General features: G+C 54.8%; 15 protein-coding genes and 2 pseudogenes. 9 read left to right on the top strand and 8 right to left on the bottom strand.

Features of this window, described 5'->3' with window-relative positions; translation table 11 throughout:
* Position 1 precedes the first annotated feature (1 nt).
* Complete coding sequence (locus tag V8J81_RS10520; RefSeq protein ID WP_368475705.1) at positions 2-1,309, bottom strand: sensor histidine kinase; 1,308 nt, start codon at positions 1,307-1,309, stop codon at positions 2-4.
* 235 nt (positions 1,310-1,544) lie between these two features.
* On the opposite strand from V8J81_RS10520, the pseudogene V8J81_RS10515 reads away from it, so the two are divergent.
* Positions 1,545-2,207 (top strand): annotated as a pseudogene (locus tag V8J81_RS10515) (IS6 family transposase).
* 74 nt (positions 2,208-2,281) lie between these two features.
* On the opposite strand, the gene V8J81_RS10510 reads toward V8J81_RS10515, so the two are convergent.
* Positions 2,282-2,806: an enoyl-CoA hydratase gene (locus tag V8J81_RS10510; RefSeq protein WP_368475704.1), complete on the bottom strand. Its 525-nt coding sequence runs from the start codon at positions 2,804-2,806 to the stop codon at positions 2,282-2,284.
* An 18-nt stretch (positions 2,807-2,824) separates the two neighbouring features.
* Here V8J81_RS10510 and V8J81_RS10505 point away from each other — a divergent pair.
* Both V8J81_RS10505 and V8J81_RS10500 read left to right on the top strand, forming a co-directional pair.
* A pseudogene (locus V8J81_RS10505) lies at positions 2,825-3,802 on the top strand (phytanoyl-CoA dioxygenase family protein); the annotation flags it as partial.
* 219 nt (positions 3,803-4,021) lie between these two features.
* Entirely contained in the window at positions 4,022-5,041 is a 1,020-nt protein-coding gene (locus V8J81_RS10500; RefSeq protein ID WP_368475703.1) for an IS110 family RNA-guided transposase, read from the top strand.
* 411 nt (positions 5,042-5,452) lie between these two features.
* On the opposite strand, the gene V8J81_RS10495 is transcribed toward V8J81_RS10500, so the two are convergent.
* Together V8J81_RS10495 and V8J81_RS10490 are read right to left on the bottom strand one after the other, a co-directional pair.
* Positions 5,453-6,808, bottom strand: coding sequence for a two-component system sensor histidine kinase NtrB (locus V8J81_RS10495; RefSeq protein ID WP_368475702.1), 1,356 nt, complete (start codon positions 6,806-6,808; stop codon positions 5,453-5,455).
* A gap of 379 nt (positions 6,809-7,187) precedes the next feature.
* Positions 7,188-7,787 (bottom strand): SRPBCC family protein, encoded by a 600-nt coding sequence (locus tag V8J81_RS10490; RefSeq protein WP_368475701.1) that lies wholly within the window; start codon positions 7,785-7,787, stop codon positions 7,188-7,190.
* A gap of 89 nt (positions 7,788-7,876) precedes the next feature.
* Here V8J81_RS10490 and V8J81_RS10485 point away from each other — a divergent pair, with 89 nt between their 5' ends.
* Positions 7,877-8,332: a MarR family winged helix-turn-helix transcriptional regulator gene (locus V8J81_RS10485; protein ID WP_368475700.1), complete on the top strand. Its 456-nt coding sequence runs from the start codon at positions 7,877-7,879 to the stop codon at positions 8,330-8,332.
* A 43-nt stretch (positions 8,333-8,375) separates the two neighbouring features.
* Here the strand turns inward: V8J81_RS10485 and V8J81_RS10480 are convergent, their stop codons facing one another.
* Positions 8,376-9,959, bottom strand: coding sequence for an FAD-dependent monooxygenase (locus tag V8J81_RS10480; RefSeq protein WP_368475699.1), 1,584 nt, complete (start codon positions 9,957-9,959; stop codon positions 8,376-8,378).
* Between the two features lie 128 nt (positions 9,960-10,087).
* On the opposite strand from V8J81_RS10480, the gene V8J81_RS10475 reads away from it, so the two are divergent.
* Positions 10,088-10,723: a TetR/AcrR family transcriptional regulator gene (locus V8J81_RS10475; RefSeq protein WP_368475698.1), complete on the top strand. Its 636-nt coding sequence runs from the start codon at positions 10,088-10,090 to the stop codon at positions 10,721-10,723.
* A gap of 85 nt (positions 10,724-10,808) precedes the next feature.
* Here the strand turns inward: V8J81_RS10475 and V8J81_RS10470 are convergent, their stop codons facing one another.
* The 3 genes from V8J81_RS10470 to V8J81_RS10460 all read right to left on the bottom strand — a co-directional run bounded on the left by V8J81_RS10470 (position 10,809) and on the right by V8J81_RS10460 (position 12,877).
* Positions 10,809-12,038: an RNA polymerase sigma factor gene (locus V8J81_RS10470; protein ID WP_368475697.1), complete on the bottom strand. Its 1,230-nt coding sequence runs from the start codon at positions 12,036-12,038 to the stop codon at positions 10,809-10,811.
* Positions 12,038-12,424, bottom strand: coding sequence for a YciI family protein (locus V8J81_RS10465; RefSeq protein ID WP_368475696.1), 387 nt, complete (start codon positions 12,422-12,424; stop codon positions 12,038-12,040). Before V8J81_RS10465 ends, V8J81_RS10470 begins: the two co-directional genes overlap by 1 nt.
* Before the next feature lie 93 nt (positions 12,425-12,517).
* Complete coding sequence (locus tag V8J81_RS10460) at positions 12,518-12,877, bottom strand: YciI family protein (protein WP_368475695.1); 360 nt, start codon at positions 12,875-12,877, stop codon at positions 12,518-12,520.
* Positions 12,878-13,452: 575 nt separating this feature from the next.
* Here V8J81_RS10460 and V8J81_RS10455 point away from each other — a divergent pair.
* The 4 genes from V8J81_RS10455 to V8J81_RS10440 all read left to right on the top strand — a co-directional run bounded on the left by V8J81_RS10455 (position 13,453) and on the right by V8J81_RS10440 (position 19,856).
* Complete coding sequence (locus V8J81_RS10455; protein ID WP_368475694.1) at positions 13,453-14,085, top strand: tyrosine-type recombinase/integrase; 633 nt, start codon at positions 13,453-13,455, stop codon at positions 14,083-14,085.
* 254 nt (positions 14,086-14,339) lie between these two features.
* Positions 14,340-15,200, top strand: a complete 861-nt coding sequence (locus V8J81_RS10450) for a CPBP family intramembrane glutamic endopeptidase (protein WP_368475693.1) — start codon at positions 14,340-14,342, stop codon at positions 15,198-15,200.
* Positions 15,201-15,450: 250 nt separating this feature from the next.
* Positions 15,451-16,083: a tyrosine-type recombinase/integrase gene (locus V8J81_RS10445; protein ID WP_093037018.1), complete on the top strand. Its 633-nt coding sequence runs from the start codon at positions 15,451-15,453 to the stop codon at positions 16,081-16,083.
* A gap of 488 nt (positions 16,084-16,571) precedes the next feature.
* On the top strand, positions 16,572-19,856 hold the full coding sequence (locus V8J81_RS10440) for a PAS domain-containing protein (protein ID WP_368475692.1): 3,285 nt from the start codon (positions 16,572-16,574) through the stop codon (positions 19,854-19,856).
* Positions 19,857-20,926: the final 1,070 nt, after the last annotated feature.

Here is a 20,926-nt window from a genome sequence, read left to right as displayed (position 1 = left end):
GTCATAAGTATAGCGGAAGTATGAGCGAAACTAACGTCCCGGATTTTGTGCTTTCGATTTCCATCTTCCCTCCACTTTCCGTTGCGAACCCACTGGCCATGGAAAGTCCAAGGCCAGTCCCCTTCCCAGGTTCCTTCGTCGTGAAGAAAGGGTCAGAGACATTACCTAGAATTTCAGGAGGAATGCCTGACCCTGTATCGAACACGCTGAAAGTAACAAATCTACCGTCGCCCGGCACACTTTCACTCTCTTTTTTCCGAGAAGCGGTTGTGTTACTTACCGCTAGGCTGGCGACGATTGTGCCGTTAGCTTCAATGGCATCTACTGAATTCTTCACAAGGTTCAGGAGCGCAGCCGACAACTGACGGTGATCGACTTCAATCATCACCGGGTGCGGTAGTTTGGTGACATCAAGCTGGATTCGTTCGGGTACCATCGTTTGGCCAAACGCCTCTAAATCCTCCAGTGCTTTGTTGGCATCTATTTTGGACGATTTTGAAGGTGCCTTGCGAGCGTAGATCAGTAGCTGTTCAATTACGCCTTCGGCGCGCTCAGCGGCACGTAGAGCTTCAGACATCACCTCTCTCCGCTCGCTTGCCTCATGGATTTCGTCAAATAGCTCAAGATTTCCCTTGATGACTGTAAGTGAATTGTTGAAATCGTGGGCAACGCCACCAGCCAGCTTGCCGATGGCAGACATTTTTTGTTCGTGTGCAAGGTTTGCAGATGCTTGGATGATTTCAAGGCGCCGATGATGGGCACCAAGCATTGTTACGGAAATGAAGATGATGGCAAACAATGTGACCATGACGACGCCCGCATGGACAATTGGATCGTCGCTTCTTTCAATGCATGCATATGAAATGTAGGCAAGCGAAGTTGCAAATATGGCAACTTGTGTTAGCACGAGCCACCTCGACCGGTCAGCCCGGCGAACGTGGTACATCGCTGTAATCACAAAAACCATCATTCCGATGAGCATCAGACTCGAGTCGTCGTTTGCGGCCAACACTGTTGGAAGCCATAGGAATGAGATTTGCACGGCAATGAAGAGCAAGCCTCCGACAACTGCATCAAGCTGAGATGCCGCTTTCCTGCGTAGAGTAAGAAAGGGCCATTGTACTGCGTGGAAACCTGCAAAGATCAGTACCCAAAGAACTGGGGCAAGCCAACCTGTGTACAGTTGGAGTAGTAGTGCACCCAAAGGCACACCGAGTCCGCGCAATAGAATGTCAACAGGATTGCCGTATTCAGCCTGGTACAATTCTTCCAGTTCGTCACGCGGATCGATAAAGTCTACGGGATGCACGGCTGTTGCGTTTTTGCTATACTCATTGGCAGCTTAGATGTGCACTTCCATCTGCGGTAAGCAAGCAATTTCTAGATAAGCGGGATCGATTGGTGCGCTGTCATAGCAGAAGCATTGCCCTGTCAGATGAGCATCGCTAGGAGAGGGCAGGGTGGTTTCGTAGCCTTTCTAGACGACCAGCCCATCCGCATTTCGCTACTTCAAAACCAGCCCTGAGATCATCCGCCTCGCGGTGATGTACTACGTGCGGTTCCCACTTTCGCTCAGAACCGTGGAGGATCTGCTCCATGAGCGCGGCATCGATGTCTGCCATGAAACGGTGCGGTATTGGTGACAGAGGTTTGGCCCGATGTTTGCGTCGGAGATTAAGAAACGGCGGATCGAGGGCTTGAAATCAAGCAAGTGGCGTTGGCACTTGGACGAGGTTTTCGTGAAGATCGCGGGCAGGACGCACTATCTCTGGCGAGCCGTGGATCACGATTGCGAGGTGCTGGAAAGCTATGTCACCAAGCGCCGCGACAAGAAGGCAGCACTGAAATTCCGCAGAAAAGCGATGCGCAAGCACGGCCGGCCCAAGGTGGTCGTGACTGATAGGCTCCGCTCTTACGGCGCAGCTCTCAAGGAACTAGGCGGCGCAAATATGCGAGAGACTGGTCGCTGGGTCAACAATCGAGAGGAGAATTCTCACTTGCCGTTTCGACGAAGAGAGCGAGCAATGCTCCGGTTCCGACGAATGCGATGCCTGCAGAAGTTCGCCTCCGTTCACGCATCTGTCTCCAACCACTTCAACCATGACCGCAGTCTATCAAGTCAAAGCCACTTCAAACATAGCCGAACCGCCACTCTTTCCGAGTGGCGGACTCCTTTCGCTGAATGGGCGGCAGGTCCACTGTCCTAGCTGAGATTAGTTCGAATTCGTCTGACAGCACCGCCAATTATCTCAAGCCATCTCCATTTAAAGGACTGATAGTATTAATAATATCGGCGTTTTCGCGCTGATGGCGGTGTTCGGACCGCATGGGTTGCGACCCGCTCGGACCTGGAAATCGCGGGCCGGAACGACCCCATGATCATCTCCACTGCCAAGGGAATAACGTTTGACATCCCCACCAGTTGTTCACGTCCCTCCAGGCTCAGAAACGCATCACTCAAATGGCCATCAGGGATGGAAGCCTCGGCCAGTGCCAGAAGGTCCGGCATCATCGGAACGAGGAACACGAAGGCGTTGATCGTCAGGAACGCGGTGCAAGCCAACTTGATCCGCATCGAACACGCCCTCTCCCGGCAAGCAAACCATTGGATCAGGTCAGTCGCGATCTTCAGCCCCAGGCCAGGAAGGATCAGGATGTAGGCACTTTGCAGCTTGTAGGTGTAGACCGTGACCGTCACCTCGGGCGCGGCATGGGTAAACAGGATGCCAATCACGATTTGGGACAGGATGCCGCCCACATACATGATGGTCCCGATTTCATGCACGAAATGGAGGAGCTTCCGCATGGGTCAGCGCTTTGTCATGCGATTGTAGATGCCCCAACCCGTCGAGCGATCATGGCGGAATGGGCGCAGGTCCTGCGCTCCGGTGCGGGGGTTATGGCCTTGAAAGGAGCCTTTGCCGATACAGAAGTTCTGGATGAGGCAACCCGCATCTACGAAGCCATAATTGCGGAAGAGAAGCAGAGAACCGGAGGCGGAGGCGATCATTTTGCAGCGTCGGGAGCGAACCATCGGATTTGGAATTCGCTTCAAAAGCTCTGCGAAGCCTCGCCCGAGGTTTTTCTGAACTACTTCGCAAACACTTCTATCGCGGGAGTCTGCGAAGCTTGGCTCGGGCCGAATTATCAGATGACGGCGCAGGTAAACCTCGTGCACCCAGGCGGCGCAGCTCAGCAGGCGCATCGCGACTACCATCTGGGATTTCAAACCCCAGCCGTCAGCGCGTCTTATCCTGCGCATGTCCACGACGTCTCGCCTATTCTGACGCTTCAGGGAGCTGTTGCACATTGCGACATGCCTTTGGAAAGCGGCCCGACCAAACTGCTGCCTTTCTCGCAAGCCTATCGTCCAGGTTATGCCGCATGGCGCCGCGAGGATTTCCGCGCACTATAAGCGGTTTTCTTCTCGCCCGCGCTGTTTCACGCGGCGGGTGCGAACACGAGCCAAGACATTCATCGTTTCGCCAACCTTTTGCAGATGTCATCGGCTTTCGGTCGCGCAATGGAAACGGTTGACCGGGATAAGATGTGCAAGCTGCTTTATCCACACGCGGTTCGGGCCAAACAGGAAGACGCGCTCAATGCAGCTGAGTTATCCGCCGCAATTTCCGCGACTGCCGAAGGATACTCGTTCCCTACCAACCTTGATCGTGATCCGCCGAAAAACGGTCTTGCTCCAGAAACCCAAGCAGCCTTCTTTCGACGCGCTTTAGCAGAGGGCATTGAAGAGCATACCTTCGCCGAGCGGCTCGACAAAATGGGTGAAGCACGCGGGGCTTAGAACCGTCGAACTCGGAAACTCTAGGCGTTGCCAAAACCTACCTTCGACGGCTTCGGGCTCCTTGGCATTGGTGAGGCCGACGGAATATATTCGCTGCTTGTAGTCTGGTTAGTTCACTCGATGACGGTCCAAAGCGGATGAGGTGGATGGCTCCTGCTCCACCGGCATCGAACGTGCCAAAGTGCAGTTGTCATCGACTGCTAGGAAAGGAGCCACCCAATGACAGTAAAGACCGTGGGCCTGGATTTGGCCAAGGACGTTTTTCAGGTGCACTGTGTTTCTGCAACGGGGCGCAAGATCATCAACAAGAAAATCAAACGCGCGAAGCTGATTAGCTTCTTCGAGACATTGCCGCCTTGCGTTGTTGGGATGGAGGCCTGTGGTTCATCCCATCACTGGGCGCGCGAGTTGTGCAAGCTTGGCCATGACGTTAGGCTCATGCCAGCAGCCTATGTCAAACCCTATGTGAAGCGCGGCAAAACCGACGCGGCGGATGCCGAGGCGATTTGCGAAGCGGTGCGTCGCCCCACGATGCGCTTCGTCGAAATCAAATCGGAAGACCAGCAGGCCGTCCTTGCCATACACCGCGCCCGGGATCTGGTTGTCCGCCAGCGCACCCAGGTCGTCAACATGATCCGAAGCATCCTTCGCGAGTTTGGTCACATCCTGCCGACCGGCATCGAGGCCGTGTCCAAGTTCGCCGGAGAGCATGGAACCGGAGAGCAGTTGGAAATGCCCGAGATCGCGGACGGTATCCTCGGCGTGATGTGCCATCAGCTGAATGGACTCAACGCACGTGTCGATGGGCTGACCAAGCTGATCGAGCAGCACGCCTGGCTCGATGCCGATGCAAGGCGGTTGATGCGCTTGCCAGGGATCGGCCCGATCACAGCCTCAGCTGTCGTTGCCACCATCGGCGATGCAAAACAGTTCGAGACTGGTCGCGACTTTGCTGCGTGGCTGGGCCTTACGCCGCTCAATAAATCCAGCGGCGGCAAGGAACGTCTGGGGCGCATCACAAAGAAAGGCGACCGCTACATCCGAAAGCTGCTGATCGTCGGGATGACATCACGGGCTCTCATGGCGAGGAACAAGCCAGAGAAGGCTGACATTTGGACCGCGAAGTTGCTCGACCAGAAGCCCTTCAGGCTCGCCACCGTCGCCATGGCCAACAAATCCGCCCGGATCATCTGGGCAATCTTGACCAAGGGGGAGGAATACCGGCAGCCGATCGCTTGATCCTGCCAAGAGATGCAAGACGCTTGCTGTGATGATGCGAAACGAAGTCAACCAAGAGTAAGGACACTCCGACGAATGTCGCGGCCTTCGAGGTCGTTTAGCCGATAGGAACCTTACTCGCGGAACTCATCAGGGCCAGTGGCAACCGCCACGCAAAAAGGCCGGACACACGACTGTACTGACAGACCATCGCAATCGCAAAAAACCTCTTGCAATGCAGGAGCCATCCACACATGACGTTCGTGACAGTCAACATCGCTGCGATGCAGCTTCCCAGAAGCGGTCACTTAAACACCCTTGCAGCAACACAGACGCTTAGAGGTCAGCTTGCTTGCAATGCTCCCCCGTACTCCAGAGTTGGGGTCTCTTGCAAACTCGGCTCGGCTCATATCAACTCGCTTGTGGTATTAGCTAGCCGCGCCCCTTGTTGTGTAGCCGAGGCTTTGGTCCCTCCGAGGGTTTCCGTTGGACTTCGTGTCGATCTCTTTGCGGGATCAGCAGTGTAAAGCGAGTGTCTCCTGGCTTGCTCCGCAAAATCAATCCGCCGCCAACCCGTCGAGCGAAGGCAGCTACCATGGGGAGTCCAAGTCCAGTGCCTTTGCCCTCCAACTTCGTTGTAAAGAAAGGTGCGCCGACCTTGTCGGCAATCTCCATGGGGATTCCAGGCCCATTGTCGCGGACCGTTACGGCCACATAAGATCCGGGTTCCAATAGGTCACCTGAAAGGTCACGTTGATCGTCGGATAGGCTAGTTACCTCCGCCCGCAATTCGATGCGTCCTGAGCCATTCATCGCTTGGTGCGCGTTGATCACCAAATTCATGGCCGCGGCGAGAAAATGGTCTTCCTCGACCTCGACGCTGAGATGCGTTGACGAAGGAAAAACACCGATTGTTACGGAACTTGGTAGAGCAGACCGACAAAGCGCTTCGATCCTTGTCAGTAGAGTGTTGACTGGCAGCTGTGACTTACTTTGCAGACTGGGGCGCGCGAATTGTAACAAGTCCTTGATCACAATTGCAGCTCGACCGAGTGAGGCGTTTGCTTGCTTTAGGCTGTCATTGCGAGAAGCTTCGTCTTCTTCGATCTGTGCCAGCTCCAAGTGTCCCATAGCAGCAGCCAAAATGTTGTTAAAATCATGGGCGACGCCTCCGGCCATTTGGCCTAGTGCCTCCATCTTTTGGCTTTGCGCCGCCCTCTCCACTGAAAGCTTGACCTGCTGTCTGTCGGTTCGAATAACCAACATCACTTGGGCGTAGTAAGCAGTCATCACGACCCAAGCGAAGCCCAAGCCAGCGATTGCGAGTGCATCATCGAGCTGCAAAACCAAACCGCCGATCGCAACGGCGCTAGACAGGCCAACCAAAAGTATCCGCGCAACAACGAGCCAGAATTCATAGTCGAACTGGCGCATGAAGAAAAAATATATGCACGCCATGATTGTGAGCCCGGCTGCGGCGAGGGGGACATCACCCGAAACCACCATCAAGACAGGGAACCACAAAAACCAAGCCGCCTGAATCAGGAAACCTACCTGCGCCATTCGAACAACGCACAGATTGGCTCGACCCCGCCAATAGGTCAGGAACAGCCAATAAATCGCCAACATCATAAAGAACCCGACGGCCCAAACTGGCGCAGCTATCCATCCAACGTATTTGAAGACCAATGCTGAACCGACGGACATTCCGAGCACTCGGAAGGCGGTTTCCAGCGGAGTACCGAAGTCAACGACGAAGAGTGCGTCGAGCTCCTGATTGTAGTTCATTGTCAAGCAGTTCCGTAGTTGCCTTACCTAAAGAGCGAAAGACGGAGCGAGGCGAAAGTTGTCTAAATCGGCACATTGTTGCAATTGGCAGAAATCGAAATTGCCACGCCAATGCCAAGGCAGCGACGCAGAACGTGCTGATCAAGTCGCCTAAGGTACGATAGTCCTCTTATGAGGGGCGAACCACCAGTGTTGCGGCGGCAGTCGGCCCATAGCCGACATCCAGCAGCCAATTCGGATGCTGCGGCCGCAGCCCGCTTTGCAGTCATTCGCTGCAAGCGCGAACTCCAGACCCATTCGGATAAAAACAGCGAAATTTCAATGCTATTTCGCGAATGTCGATTTATCAGAACCGATTCCGAAGCAATTTATGTGTCAATCACGCCGCCCGTTTGTTGTGCTCGTACGGGTTATCGCCCTTCGGTGGGCGCCCAACAACGTCACCGTTCATATCGCGGTGCGGCGGCTCGGAAAATGCCTTGAGACCTGCAAGGTCCTTTCGATGCATCTCCCGCGTCCATTTGGTCAAACCCGCGAACTTCCAAATCGCGTTGAAAGGGCGCGGCAGTTCATTGACGAAGTGGGCAAGAACGCGGGTGCATCCCTCGCCCATGGCACGCAGTTCGAACGTAAGTTTCGGCCTATGTGGAGGTCCAGGACCAACAAGAGTGAGGACGACTTCTTCGTTCTCTTTCAGACGCACAACTTCCTGATGTCCGACCCGTTTGCCTTTGGTGAAGAACACCGTTTTGGCGCCTGTTTCACCGTCCGTGCCTTCGACAGTACAGGTTGATTTGGTCTCTTTCGGCCAAGCCGACCAACGCATCAGGTGCTCTTGAAGGCGAATGTCGTCGTAGACGTCTGCGACAGGTGCATCGACCGTGATCTCTTCGGTGTACTCCACCTTTATGGGCGCGAGCGCGGACAAAAGGGCAATAAGGGCAGCCAGCCCCAGCAGGACATAAAGCGCGATTTCCATCTAAATCTCCACGGTTCTTGCGTTCAGGTTTTACTTGGGCGATGATCTATATCAAGTAACTTGATTGTCAAGCTAAATGGGTTTTGGAAATGCCGTCTCCTGACGAAACGACGCCTCAAGACCTCGTCGCAGCTTGCCGCAGGCTGTATGCGAGCATTGATCGACTGGACACGAAGGCCGCCAACACTGTGGGGGTAAGCCGGAATGATTTGCGGTGTTTGAACATGCTTGCCGAAGCGCCGGTCAAGCCGAGCACGATCGCAGCAGAATTGGGCTTAACCACCGGGTCCGTTACGACCCTATTGGACCGACTGGAGAAGGCAAACCTGGCGAAGCGCGAACGTGATCCGGACGATCGGCGAGGGATCATTGTTTATCCGACGCCCTTCCTATTTAAGACACTTGGGCCAATCTATGCCGGTGTCGCGGCAGAGATCGAACGGATTGCAGCAGCATACTCGCCTCAAGAAAGAGAAGCGGCAGTACGACACCTGAATGATGCATCATCGGCATATGAGGTCATGACCGCCACAGATGGCACCTAAGGACGGGGCAAAGAAAAAGCCGGAGGCTTAATCTTTCAACCAATCAGACGTCGGGGTACCAAGTCTTGAAATAGGCCTTCACACTTTTTTCCATGTCGTCCGTGAAACGCGCACCCACATAATTGTCGGGTCTTATCAACAGAACTGTCGGCGTTTTGATGCCATAAGCCTTATGCGCCAACTGATCGAGGTCGATGTGCGTCCTGGGGCCGCGGACTGACGCATGCGAGCGGATGACCAGCTTGTCAGCAAATGGATAGGCTGCATCGTCAAATAGCTCGGACAAAGCGACGTCGTTGCCAGCATCAAAAACGACAATCTTCCAACGCGGCTTGCAGAGAGTTTCGAGCAGCGAGAGCTCAGTGCCGTCGGAGCACAACTGAACATCCGCATCCACTGCACGTTGCCCGGCGCGAATGCCCTTCCTTCTCCCACCCTCTTCGGTCAGCGGGCTCTTGTCGTATTTCTGGCCAAGCTGGCTAAAGGCACGCGCCATGAGCGGCCAAAACCGATTAAGGAGGCGGTCGCCAAACTTGCGCAAAATGAAACGGTTCATTTTGGGCGCAGGCAGCGTGTATTTCAGGGTATTGATTTGGACATTCTCTAAAGCCAGCCGCAGTGCACGGCGTTCATCGTCGTAGGTCTGCAAAAGCGCAGGCGAGGCGTAGCGCTGAACGACATCGTGCAGTTTCCAGGCGAGATTGATCCCATCCTGAATCCCGATATTCAGTCCTTGGCCGCCGTTGGGCAGGATCGGATTGCACGCATCTCCAGCGAGCAGGATGCGACCGTCGATCAGCGACGGAGCCACACCGGTCAGCAGTTCACCGTGGCTTAGCCAGACTGGATCTGTGAGCGTCGCAGTTTGATCCCCGGTCATCATCCGCAATCGGTCTTGTATTTCCGCAAGGGTGGGTTCGCGGTTTGGAAGTCGGCCCTTTTCCTCAAAGACCATGACTTTTGTGATGCCACCGGGCAGATGTATGACGGCCCCAAATCCTTCATCGTAGTAGTAAAGCCACATCTGCTTCATCGTTTGCAGCCCGGCCCATGACAGTTTCGCATCGGCCTGCCAGACGTATTTTCCGGTTCTCACGGGCTCAAAGTCACAGGCGGTCCCGCGCCGCACGACACTGCGCGGCCCGTCGCACCCGACGACGTACCTGAACCGCATCTGCGTCTCGGCCTCGCCTTCGGATACCGTCGCGGTGACACCGTCGAGATCCTGATCCAACGACACAAGCCGATGGCCAAACCGAATATCAGCACCCTCATTTGGAAGACTGGCCATAAGGTTCTTCTCGATCAAATCCTGACCCAGAAACAGAACATTCGGATGCGGACTACCTTCCATGTGCATCGGTCGTGGCCCCACGTTGGACCCATACATATGCATCATGTAGCGGGTCATGATGCCGCCGGTGTCGTACATCCGCTCTGTCAGTCCGAAGATATCGAGCTGCTCAAGCGTGCCGGGCATCAGGTTCGTGGCTTTGGTATGAACCGAGGTCGTTGGTTTGGCTTCGATCAGGACAAAAGATGTGCCGAGATGAGACAAGGCCATTGCCGTCGCCAGACCGGTCGGGCCCGCCCCCACGATCAAGACATCAGCGGTAAACTCGTTCATTCCAAAGTCCAGTCTTCTTACGTTTCCGTTGTATCAGTGATAGGGAACATCAATCCGCTGCACCTCACTGTAATGTACGGTACGGTACATAAATGAGTTTGAAGCAAAGACAAGTACTAAGAGACTAGATGTCCAAAACAGACAAACCCGAAGACACGCCACTGACAAACAAGGGGTCCGCGCGGCGCGCTGCTGTGCTTAAGGCCAGTGCTGAATTGTTTTTGGAGCAGGGGTATGAGCGAACGTCGCTCGCGCAGATCATCGAGCGGGCGGGCGGGTCGAAATCAACGCTTTATGCCCAGTTTCGTGACAAAGCAGGCTTGTTCAACACGGTCGTCATAGAGCTGTGTCAGGCCGCATTCGGTCCGTTGTCCGAAGGCTTCCCGAAAAACGGGACGCCAAAAGACCTGCTAACAGAAATTGCGCGCCGCTTTCTTGAGATGCTTTGGGGTGAAGATGTCCTTGCCCTCTCCCGGATCGTCTATACCGAGGGCGGGCGTAATCCGGAAATCGCCGATGTTTTCTTCGATCGGGGGTATGAAGAAGGGTATGCGCAACTATCCGGCTATTTGCGTGCGGTCACGCCGGGTCTGACGAAAGACCGCGCGATGACTTTGGCGCGCATGTTTCTGACAATGCTACCAGGTGATGCGTATGATCGGCTTCTCGCAGGGACGACAACGCAAAGGACGAAGGCCGAACTTGATGAGCAGATCGAGATTTCGGTCGAATGGCTTGTGTGGCAACTGGGAAAAGTTGAATAGCTACGAGCTCACTACGAGACCGGAATTTCGTCGAAACGCAAAATGATGTAACTTTTGAACCAACCCAGGATCCTGCAGCCCTGCATCAAACGTCGCGATACCCATCGGTCAACAGAAAGCGCCGGATGCCAGGATCGCTGGTGAGACCGGCCGCGTGGGACGCGGCGTTGCGGGCGGCAACCTCCTGACCGCAAAGCCAAAGAATGCGGGCGCGCGCGGCCCACCACGGCTGGTAGGTCTCGGCACCATTGATCCCATCTAGCTGTGACAGCGCAGCGTCGGCCTCTCCATTTTCCGCGTGCGCAACTGCCCGCGCCACCAAGATACCCGTGGTCGGCGCGAACCGAGCCAACACGTCGTAAAGCTGTGCGAGTGGGCCGTTCAGGCGCTCGCCAGTCATTCGGCTCTGCACGTGGAGTGATTGAATCGCGGCCTCTGTCTGGAACCGCCCCGGCTTTGCCGCACGAGCGGCGGCGCGCAGGGCCGCTTCGGCCTCAGCCATCATCTCCCGAGACCATAAGCTTGCGTCCTGGTTGTGCAGCGCGATGAAGGCGCCATCGGGTCCTCGCCGTGCAGCCCGCCGCGCGTCGCAGTGCAACATCATGGCCAGAAGGCCAAGGGCTTCTGGCTCGCCCGGCGCAAGCTGCACCGTCAGCCGCGCGAGCCAAATCGCTTCATCGGCGAGGCCAGCCAGCCTCTGGTCGGCACCAGCAATATCGTCCCAAGCCGTCCCATAGGCCGCGTAGATCGCAGACAGAACAGCCGATAAACGATCAGGAATATCGTCAGGCTGGGGGATTGCGAAAGCGATGCCCGCATCGCGGATGCGACGTTTGGCGCGCACCAGCCGCTGACCCATCGAAGCTGGCGCAACAAGAAAGCTACTCGCGATCCGCGCAGCATCAAGGCCGAGGACTGTCTGGAGCATCAAGGGTGCCTGTGCGTCCACCGCGATCGCCGGATGGGTGCAGGCAAACATCAACTTCAGCCGGTCGTCGCCAAAGTCGTTCAAATCCGCATCTCTCCGTTCATCCTCCAGCATTTGGATCATCGCCGTCCCCCGGTCTGCGGTCTCGCGTCGCGCAGCTGCGTGGCCAGCGCTGCGCCTCGCAACAGTCACAAGCCAGCCTGTCGGGTTATTCGGCACGCCGTCCCGCGGCCACTGCGCGATCGCCGCAGCGAAGGCGTCGGCCAGCGCGTCCTCGGCGGCCGTGACATCGCGCGTGCGCGCGGCGAGGATCGCAATGAGCTTACCGTAGGATTCGCGCGCCGCGAGTGTTGCCTGCGCGTCTACTTCGCGGCGCGATGGGTCCATCAGTCGTCGGACGACTGCGGCAGAACCGGGCGGATTTCGACAGACCCACCCGTCACGCAAGGAACCCGAGCGGCCCATTCGAGAGCAGCGTCTAGATCAGGCACATCGATGATGACATAGCCAGCCAGCATCTCTTTGGTGTCGGCGAATGGGCCATCGACAACGTGCCTCGTTCCGTTTTCGACGCGCATCGTCGTCGCTGAATCGGGCGTCTGCAGCACGTTGCCGCTTACCATTGCTCCGGATTGCGCGAGCGCACCGATAAAGTCGTTCCATCCGCCCCAATAGGCGTCAGACTGTGCCGGATCCTGTCTCTTGCCGCGTTCATCGGCAGTTTCATAGAATTGCAACATGTAGTTCATCGTAAGCTCCTTTCGTTTGATCATGATCGTTTGCCGACGGCCTGTCGACAGATAAGCTTTTGCGCAGTTTGAAAGTGCGTGCCGCAATCGTCGCGGCGTCGCTGCACGCACCATTCCTCAGGCGTCAGACGATGGCAGCACCGGACGGACCTCGACCGATCCGACGGCCACACAGGGCGCCTTTGCGGCCCAGTCGAGCGCGGCATCGAGGTCGGGCACGTCGATGATGAGATAACCTCCGAGTGCCTCCTTGGTGTCGGCAAACGGGCCTTCGGAGACCTGACGCGTCCCATTCTCAATACGCAGCGTCGTCGCTGTTTCCGGCGAAAGCAGCCCTTCGCCACTGACCATGACCCCGGATTGCGCGATCTCGCCAATGAACGCGCCCCAGGCACCAAAATAGGCCTCGTGCTGAGAGGGGTCTTTGTGCTTGCCCCATTCCTCGGCGACTTCGCGGAACTGCAACATGTATCTCATCGGAATTTCCTTTCCCGTCAGGACAAAGTCGTCCTGGAACCTTTTGATAGATGAGCGTGTTCATATCCGCTCATTATCCTGTGCGGCGAGGTCGGCACATTTCGACAGGCCTAGGGTCCCGGCTAAGGTTTTACCGATTTTTTCCGTATACGGTCGGGTTCGGGGGAAGCTTTAGGAGTGTTGATCAGCCTGCATGACAAGCAGGGCGCAGCGAGCCTACGTCAGCCAACATTTGGCTCGGAGCCAGCTCTCGTAATCTGACTCGCGGCTCATTGCTTAACAAAAAAAGAAACCCTTCTCCGCAACCTTTAGGAAAAGTCTCCGTCTTGTTCACCTTGAGCACTACACTGTGATCGTTAAGATTTCCTACGTCACAAACTTTTAGCCAAAAACGTCGGGGGAGTTTTGAATGGTTCTTCTCCACCTTCGTAAGACCGGCCATTCGCGATACTTCGTCATCTTGGTAGGTTTGGGCTCACAGCGGACGTCGGAGGCAGCGCAGAAATCCCGTGATATAGTGCCTCGTCAACGTCGGGTTGTCGTTGCGGAGGGCATGGCGGATCGGAGGATCAGTCATGGAAACACCAAACCTACCAGCAATCCGCGCACTACGCCCCGCTTGGAACAAAGGACGTATCGTCGGCCAAAAACGGCCGCTGAAGCCAAAGCATGTCTGGGCAATCCGTGTCCGACTTGAACTGGCCGAGAACCATCGCGACCTCGCGCTGTTCAATATGGCAATCGACAGCAAGCTGCGCGGTTGTGATCTTGTGAAGATGAAGGTCGTCGACGTGATGGCGTCAGGTCAAATCAAGGAGCGCGCCTCCGTACTGCAAAGCAAAACTCAGAAACCAGTCCGCTTCGAGGTTTCGGAAGGCACCCGGGCCTCGGTTGAGAAGTGGATGGAGGATGAACTCATGGTTGGCTCAGAGTATCTTTGGCCAGGCCGCTTCCATGAGCGTTTGCACATCTCCACACGCCAATACGCACGGATCGTCAGGGACTGGGTTTCTTCCATCGGCCTAGAAGCAGGCGCATACGGCACACATTCGATGCGACGCACGAAAGTCACCCAAATCTACAAGAAGACTGGCAACCTGCGCGCCGTACAGTTGCTTCTTGGACATACGAAGATGGACAGCACCGTTCGATATCTGGGCGTCGAACTTGAGGACGCTCTAGCCATCGCTGAAGCTATCGAAATCTAAACACTTGGGCCGTTCGTACGAACGGCCCATTGCGGACCTTGGCCAGTGGGTCAAGGTGCTGCATCGCGGCCCGTCAGAGCCGCCATTCGCTGCAAATGCAAGATCTGACACCACTCGAATTAACAGTCTGCGGGACATAGCTGCCTTTAGTGAACAGCCAAACTTCCAACACGGCACCGATCGTTTACATCGGCGAATCCGCTGCTTAAATGCCTTGCATTGAATTTCTTCCAGACAAACTTAGGCTCAATCGCATGAACAGAATTCGTAATTTCGCTGAATCGCAGCCCCTTTTTGTCGCTCTCGCAGTTCTGGTGATTGCCGCAGTTTACTTCGTTGCGCCAATTCTTTTTGCAGATACCTCTGATCTGTTCGGACATGGACGACAGCAACAGGGTGCATCCGAATTCGCCGATGGCCTTTGGACCGAGGCTGCAATGACAAGCGTTCTTGTTGGTGCCGTTTTTCTGATCGGCTGGGGTCGGGAGACGGGACTACTCAGCATGCCCCAGTGGCGCGCGACGCTTTTCACTTTGCCCTACATTGCGTTTGTTCTTGCGCTGGTTTTTGTCACCTACGGTGCCGCCCTTTTAGAGAATGATGACTTTGCGCTAACGCCCGCGCAATGGGGGACAGTAGGGGTCGCAAGTTTCGCAGCCCTCATCGTCGGCTTCTTTGAAGAGCTGTTGTTTCGCGGAGTGCTATTGCACGGTTTGCGGTCAAATTTGTCCGCCATTGCCGCTGTCTTGGTTGCCGCCGTCATCTTTGGACTGTTCCACTTTGTGAACTGGATGGGCGGGCAACCATTCGAAATCACCTTATTCCAGGTTTCAGGCGCGATTGGCGGCGGTGTTTTCTTCGGTGCGCTCGTACTTTGGACGGGATCACTGTGGCCATCAATCATCATGCATGGACTGTGGGATGCGGCGGTAACACTGGATCAAACGATAACCATCGCAAATGGTGGCGAGGTAGCTTCTGAGGAAACAGCCCTTGTAGGGGCCGAAAGCGCTTATGATCCACTGCTTGCGCTCGTGCTCTCGCCCGAGACGATCTATGGCCTGATTTTACTTGCACTGTGGGCGTGGTGGAACAAAAGGCGGTCAGCCGTCTAGCCCGCAATCCGCCCTGATAAATGTCGGGCAAGATCAGCTCAGAGGCTTGGTGCTACAGCGCAATTGATATTGACCCTGATCTGTAGTTCACGCGGTTGAGAGTTCGGTAATTATTTTGGGACTTCCAGTCCATCAATGTCTTGAGAGGGCTCGTTCCAGACCTCGAATGCGGCGCAGCATCCTGTGATATGTTGCCTCGTCAACGTCGGGTTGTCGTTGTGGGAGGGCATGGCGGATCGGAGGATCAGTCATGGAAACACCAAACTTACCTGCCATTCGTGCGCTTCGCCCCGCCTGGAACAAAGGACGTATTGTTGGCCAAAAGCGCCCCCTGAAGCCAAAACACGTCTGGGCGATCCGGGTTAGGCTCGAACTCGCCGAGAACCATCGCGATCTGGCGCTGTTCAATATGGCGATCGACAGCAAGCTCCGCGGCTGTGACCTGGTGAAGATGAAAGTCGTCGATGTGATGGCATCAGGTCAGATCAAGGAGCGCGCCTCCGTCCTACAAAGCAAAACGCAGAAACCAGTGCGATTTGAGATATCCGAAGGCACACGCGCATCAGTCGAGAAGTGGATGGAAGACGAGCTCATGGTTGGCTCCGAGTACCTTTGGCCAGGCCGCTTTCATGAGCGGCTGCACATTTCGACCCGTCAGTATGCTCGGATCGTCCGCGACTGGGTCACGTCGATTGGTCTAGAGGCAAGCGCCTATGGCACGCATTCAATGCGCAGAACCAAGGTCACCCAGATCTACAAGAAGACAGGAAACCTTCGGGCGGTTCAGCTCCTTCTTGGCCACACCAAGATGGACAGTACGGTCAGATACCTCGGCGTCGAACTCGAGGATGCCCTAGCCATAGCTGAAGCCATTGAAATCTAGTGAAGTTGGGCGGTTTATAAGGAGCGGCCCAAAGCTGTCGTTGGCTATATGATCATGTACTGCACTGCAGCGTTCCCGAAGCCGCCGTTCCGATTTACTCAGTTTGCTGCAGTGACTTCTCCGAATTGAGCGCCCTTCGACTGGCTTGAGAATACTTGGCTCCAAATTAGCCCTGTATGTGTCGACGTGTGACCAAATTCGATCTGTACATGTAGTGGGATCGGGAGCTTTGATGTGTCACGCGAACCAGTCTATTCAAAATCGGCCCATCCGATGCAGCCTGGGATGCACTGCCGCCGAAGAAATGAGTTGCTCAATGCGAAGGTTTCACTCGCAGTCCAGCGCAGTAGCAGCGCCGATTTCGTGCTTTGGTGCCAGGGTTCGAAGTAATCCGTTTTCATGGCCAAACGCCACTTCAGCTCAGAACAACATAGCCTAGATGGGCGACGGATTATCCGAGCTCCATCGAAGGAGCGGCGGACCTATCCATGTTTAATGAGCGGAGAAACACTTTCTTAAGAATCTTTGGCGAAATCTTACTAAACGTGAGCTTGAAGGGTTGTGAAATGGAAGCGATTAAACAGAAACCACTTGGTTCCGTATTTGAGCTGCCCGAAGATCTTCCGGCCATCTTCCACGTTTCGGATCCCCACGGATTGATTGTTCGTGTCAGCAACCGTTGGCTTCAAGTGTTTGGATACGAACGTCACGAAGTGATCGGGCGCCGCAGTTTTGACTTTCTTGCGGAAGATGCGCAGACAAAGGTTCGCCCTCGATACGAAGAGGTACTCAAAACCGGCCATGTCGACGATCTTGGACTAGAGTTCGTTGCAAAAGACGGTGCCATAGTTTCCTGCTGCCTTTCGGCATCGAAGCTTTTCGATGAAGACGGAGAGCACGCTGGCGCTGTTGCCTTCATCACCCTGCCAGATGACGAAAACGTTATTGTCGAGCGGCTTCGAAAAAAGTCGTTCAGGCTACAGTCCTACCTGGAAGGTACTAACGCTGGCACATGGGAATGGAACGTGCAGACGGGCGAGACACGATTCAATCTGCGATGGGCTGAGATCGTTGGCTATACCTTGGACGAGCTCGGGCCCACCACCATCCAAACATGGCTGGATTTTGCGCACCCTGACGACCTCGAAAAGTCCGAGGCTGCTTTGAACGCTCATTGGTCTGGGGAAACAGCGTTCTACGACATTGAGGCGCGCATGAAGCACAAGGACGGCCACTGGGTTTGGGTTCACGATCGTGGCCGCGTTTTCACACGAACGGCCGATGGCGCACCGGAATGGATGTATGGAACCCATTTTGCAATAGATCAACTTAAACAATCACAAGAAACAGAAAATCGACTTAAGCAGCTTTTTGAACGCACGGGTCAAGTGGCTGGAGTTGGCGGTTGGGAGCTGGATCTGCAAACGAATGAACTTTTTTGGACTGCTGAAACGCGTCGCATTCATGGCGTCAGTGAAGACTTTTTGCCAAGCGTTGCAGATGGCATCAGCTTTTATGCACCAGAGGCCCGCCAAACCGTTGCGGACGCAGTCAATCAAGCGATGGACGATGGGACGCCGTGGGATCTCGAGTTGCCATTTGACCGGATGAACGGTGAACGCATCTGGGTGCGGGCGGTCGGTCAAGCGGAATTTGATGAAAGGAACAAGCCGGCCAGGCTTTTTGGCGCCTTTCAGGATATTTCTGAGCGGGTTGTCAAAGATGAAGAGCTGCGTGCAACCAGAGACTGGATGCAGCTTGCCAGCAGCAGCGGCGGAGTAGGCCTTTGGAGTCTGGACATTGTGGACGGCACCGTCACATGGGACGACACCATGATCGAACACTTCGCGGTGACCGATGCAAGCAAGCCCCACACGCTGGCTGCATGGTTGGCGCTTCTGCCGCACGCAGAAGCTGCCAAATTCAAGAGCCAGGTAAAAAGACTAATTTCAGGGAGTCCAAGGATCGATATAGAAATCGATTTCGACGACGGTAAGGGCTTGTCACACTCTTTGAAGCTCATGGGAGAGGCCTACAAAGACCACGATGGCCAGTTGGACAGGATACACGGAGCGTGTTTCGACCTTACTCCGGAACGAAGCCTTTTGGTCGAGTTGCAGGAACAAACCTCTAAACTCTCCGTTACGATGTCATCAATCGGCGATGGCGTCATCACCACTGATCGCGACAGTCGAGTAACTTGGCTAAACCAAGTTGCTGCGGATCTGTCCGGTTGGACTGTTGAAGAAGCAATTGGTCGTCCTTCTTCCGAAGTCTTCGCAGTCTACAACGAAACCACCGGTGCGCCCGTCACCGACCCAATTGCAAAATGCCTCAAGGTTGGCGAGACGGTGACCTTGGAGCCAAATTCGGTTCTAAGGCAACGCTCGGGCGAGGAAACCCCTGTCGACGACTCAGCAGCGCCAATAATCGGTCCAGATGGTCGGACAGCAGGTGCTGTTATCGTATTCCGCGATGTAACTGAGCAAAGAAAACTATCTCGTGACATTGAGTACCGGGCGACACATGACCTCCTGACAGGTCTTCTCAATCGAAACGAGTTCCAGCAAAGGTTAAACGCATGTTTGATCGACCCGATCGCCAGAAACTCTAGTTTCCTATTCTTTATCGATCTCGACCACTTTAAACGAGTAAATGACACACATGGTCACGATACTGGTGATCACTTACTTCGTCAGATTGCTGAGGTACTAAGCGGGTTCACTGACTCGAAAATCCATGCTGCACGCCAAGGTGGAGATGAATTTGTTGTCATTGGACATTTCCCCACTTCGGCTAAGGCCGAAGAGTTCGCCGGTACGATGCTGTCGGCGATAAACTCAATTCATGTTGCCGATGGTTGTGCAAGGATTGGAGCAAGTATCGGCGTAACCGATATCAGTATACCTGCACCTGATGGTTCGGAGCATATGCGAAGAGCAGACATCGCCGCCTACTCAGCAAAAGCAGCTGGTCGAAATCAAATATGTGTATGGTCAACCGACGACGACGCTATGCGCGATGTGGCTATGCAGTTATCTCTGATCGATGTTATTGAGCGAGCGAACCAAAATGGCAGCTGGGAAATTCATGAACAGAGAATTGTACCAGTGGCCAGCGTTGGAGGCTTAGGAGAGTTGCGTGAGTTACTCATCCGCCTCCCTGGTCCGGACGGAAAGCTCATAGCCCCCGAGCAATTCTTGGGTGCGGCTGAGCGATACGGCTTGATGCCCAACATTGACCTTTGGATGTTCCGGCGATGCTTGGAAATTGCTGCGGCGGCAGAACCAGGCGTTACTTACTCCGTAAATCTGTCTCCCGCTTCTTTGTCGTCGCGAAGCTTCCAAAAGGACTTTCTTGCTATCCTTCAAACGGGCACTTCTCATCAATTGGGCCGCGTCTGCATCGAGGTTACTGAAACTTCTATCGTCGAGAACATGGAGCAGATGTCGTCATTTCTTTCGACACTTCGGGAGTACGGTTTGTCAGTAGCGATTGATGACTTCGGTGCAGGAGCGTCATCATTTCGTTACTTCAGTAATCTTCCTGCGGACTACCTAAAAATCGACGGAAGCTTCATACGTAACTACCATGACCCAGTGTCTTTCGCGAGCCTTGAATGCTTTATCAAAATGGCTCATGTGGCCGGATTGCAAACGGTCGCAGAGCACGTCGAGAGTGAGGAAATGATTGAGGCATTGACAAGCCTTGGAATTGACTACTTGCAGGGGTTCGCAATCGAACGACCTAAAGTCGCGGCATTTGCCGCCTAAAGCGTGCTATCAAAGTCAAAAGAACTGTGTTCTTTTGAGACGAATAAACCTAAACGTCAGCGCAAAGCAAAGGTTGGCAGAACCTTGGTTGCGGTATCGCGGGCTCTCCACTGCCGACTATGGCGAGTGATTCTATGACCGACGCAAACACAAGGTAGTTCGTGTCCACTGACAAGAAGTTGTGCTCAAAGTCCGAAAAACGTTGTACTTGGTGAGTGCGGGCACCGGACTTCCGCCGTGTGATAGGTGTGCCAGTACGGCGGGGGAAGCGAAACGGCTATCTGAGCGCTCAAAATCAGTCGTGCTTGTCGTTCCGGTGCGACTTTGGATGGCAAACGAACAGGTAGCCTAGGAAAGGCAACATTCTCAAACCGAGGCACTCACGGTAAACTTCGTGTCAGTGTTCGCGCTCGCAGCGAATATCCGCTTCCCGCCCACTGTGCGTTTGAACAAGGCCGCAGACAGAGTGAAGCAATCATAATCAGCGGCAAATTTTGCGACAGTTTTTGTCATCGGTCCTGAAAGAAATCCCGGTCAAATAGCTGTGGCGCAGGTCCTCTTTGAAAGTGTTGTGATGAGCTATCGCGTAGGTCAAGCGACGACTGCCCGCATGTGGCCCGGCCTTCCGCGCTACCAAGCTTCAACTCTCCTTTGAAGCCTTATCATAAATGCACCGAGTTCTTTCATATACGCCGCCTCAGTGGTCATGCACTCTTCTTTCAACCGCTCGTATCTTTTCCGGTGCATGCCCTTCGGTTTCTCAGGGAACGGGACTGCTAGACCGCCAGAGGTCTGTCCTAGGCTTGCACGGATCTTGAGCGCTTTGCGGAGCCGGCGTGCTTGCGGTGAAAGAAGCTCGCTGCGGTAGCGAAGCTTACCGCATTTCCGGCAGCGAACGCAGCCATTGACCAAATACAGGATACAGCAGTTGCGCTGACATGCTGGGCACCGAAACCAATACCGGTAGCCGCCGTAGTTGCACCTTATACGATATACACTGAGGTTAGTTCCAAGAGCCGAAATATCGTGGCCGGTCGGCAGGTAATCGCGAATGTCGACTTGAGGAGTGT

It is taken from the genome of Gymnodinialimonas sp. 202GB13-11 (assembly GCF_040932485.1).
Classification (GTDB): Bacteria; Pseudomonadota; Alphaproteobacteria; order Rhodobacterales; family Rhodobacteraceae; genus Gymnodinialimonas; species Gymnodinialimonas hymeniacidonis.
This window is presented reverse-complemented; position numbering and strand designations above follow the sequence as displayed.

Excerpts from the sequence above, each read along its gene's own strand:
- V8J81_RS10510 (WP_368475704.1), bottom strand. The coding sequence starts at position 2,806 with ATGCGGAAGCTCCTCCATTTCGTGCATGAAATCGGGACCATCATGTAT.
- V8J81_RS10500 (WP_368475703.1), top strand. The coding sequence starts at position 4,022 with ATGACAGTAAAGACCGTGGGCCTGGATTTGGCCAAGGACGTTTTTCAG.
- V8J81_RS10495 (WP_368475702.1), bottom strand. The coding sequence starts at position 6,808 with ATGAACTACAATCAGGAGCTCGACGCACTCTTCGTCGTTGACTTCGGT.
- V8J81_RS10490 (WP_368475701.1), bottom strand. The coding sequence starts at position 7,787 with ATGGAAATCGCGCTTTATGTCCTGCTGGGGCTGGCTGCCCTTATTGCC.
- V8J81_RS10485 (WP_368475700.1), top strand. The coding sequence starts at position 7,877 with ATGCCGTCTCCTGACGAAACGACGCCTCAAGACCTCGTCGCAGCTTGC.
- V8J81_RS10480 (WP_368475699.1), bottom strand. The coding sequence starts at position 9,959 with ATGAACGAGTTTACCGCTGATGTCTTGATCGTGGGGGCGGGCCCGACC.
- V8J81_RS10475 (WP_368475698.1), top strand. The coding sequence starts at position 10,088 with ATGTCCAAAACAGACAAACCCGAAGACACGCCACTGACAAACAAGGGG.
- V8J81_RS10470 (WP_368475697.1), bottom strand. The coding sequence starts at position 12,038 with ATGGACCCATCGCGCCGCGAAGTAGACGCGCAGGCAACACTCGCGGCG.
- V8J81_RS10465 (WP_368475696.1), bottom strand. The coding sequence starts at position 12,424 with ATGATCAAACGAAAGGAGCTTACGATGAACTACATGTTGCAATTCTAT.
- V8J81_RS10460 (WP_368475695.1), bottom strand. The coding sequence starts at position 12,877 with ATGAGATACATGTTGCAGTTCCGCGAAGTCGCCGAGGAATGGGGCAAG.
- V8J81_RS10455 (WP_368475694.1), top strand. The coding sequence starts at position 13,453 with ATGGAAACACCAAACCTACCAGCAATCCGCGCACTACGCCCCGCTTGG.
- V8J81_RS10450 (WP_368475693.1), top strand. The coding sequence starts at position 14,340 with ATGAACAGAATTCGTAATTTCGCTGAATCGCAGCCCCTTTTTGTCGCT.
- V8J81_RS10445 (WP_093037018.1), top strand. The coding sequence starts at position 15,451 with ATGGAAACACCAAACTTACCTGCCATTCGTGCGCTTCGCCCCGCCTGG.
- V8J81_RS10440 (WP_368475692.1), top strand. The coding sequence starts at position 16,572 with ATGTTTAATGAGCGGAGAAACACTTTCTTAAGAATCTTTGGCGAAATC.